General features: G+C 56.4%; 1 rRNA gene. It reads left to right on the top strand.

The features are described from left to right. A 23S ribosomal RNA gene (locus C480_RS24000) occupies positions 1-1201 on the top strand; the annotation flags it as partial.

Raw genomic sequence — 1201 nt, 5'->3', positions numbered from 1 at the left:
AACCGTGTAGGTTGGCGTTCTGTTCGGGTGGAAGCGCGAACGAGAGTTCGTGTGGACCGTTCAGAAACGAAAATCCTGGTCAAAGTAGCAGCGTGAGTCGGGTGAGAACCCCGACGGCCGAACGAGTAAGGGTTCCTCAGCAATGCTAATCAGCTGAGGGTTAGCCGGTCCTAAGTCTCACCGCAGTTCGACTGAGACAACAGGGAAACAGGTTAATATTCCTGTGCCGGTATGCAATCAAAGTTGACGCTTCGGGGCCGCTCGAACCGGGCACTCGCCCGGTCAAACAGTCGAAGAACGTGGAAGCCGTAATGGCACGAAGCGATCGAATGGCTGGATAGCGTAAGTCGAGTCAACCTGGAGCCCGTGAAAAGACGAGCATACCGTCCGTACCGAGATCCGACACAGGTACTCGTGGCAGCGAAAGCCAAGGTCTGTCGGGAATAACCGACGTTAGGGAATTCGGCAAGTTAGTCCCGTACGTTCGCAATAAGGGATGCCTGCCCTGCAATGGGGCAGGTCGCAGTGACTCGGGCGCTCCAACTGTCTAGTAACAACATAGGTGACCGCAAATCCGCAAGGACTCGTACGGTCACTGAATCCTGCCCAGTGCGGGTATCTGAACCCCCAGTACAATGGGACGAAGGACCCGTTAACGGCGGGGGTAACTATGACCCTCTTAAGGTAGCGTAGTACCTTGCCGCTTCAGTAGCGGCTTGCATGAATGGATCAATGAGAGCGCCACTGTCCCAACGTTGGGCCCGGTGAACTGTACGTTCCAGTGCGGAGTCTGGAGACCCCCAAGGGGAAGCGAAGACCCTATAGAGCTTTACTGCAGGCTGTCACTGAGACGTGGTCGCCATTGTGCAGCATAGGTAGGAGCCGTTACACAGGTACCCGCGCTAGCGGGNCATTGAAATACTACCCGATGGTGACTGCGACTCTCACTCCTGGCGGAGGACACTGGTAGCCGGGCAGTTTGACTGGGGCGGTACGCGCCTGAAAAGATATCGGGCGCGCCCCAAGATTTCCTCACCCGCGTCGGAGACGCGGGAAAGAGCGCAAGAGCATACGGAAGTCTGACAGTGTCCGGCCTAACGACGGACGCTGACGCGAAAGCGTGGTCTAGCGAACCAATTAGGCTGCTTGATGCGGCCAATTGCTGACAGAAAAGCTACCTTAGGGATAACAGAGTCGTCAC

The organism is Natrialba aegyptia DSM 13077 (assembly GCF_000337535.1).
Taxonomy (GTDB): domain Archaea; phylum Halobacteriota; class Halobacteria; order Halobacteriales; family Natrialbaceae; genus Natrialba; species Natrialba aegyptia.
The sequence above is the reverse complement of the archived record's forward strand: the minus strand, read 5'-3'. Positions and strand labels throughout refer to the sequence as shown.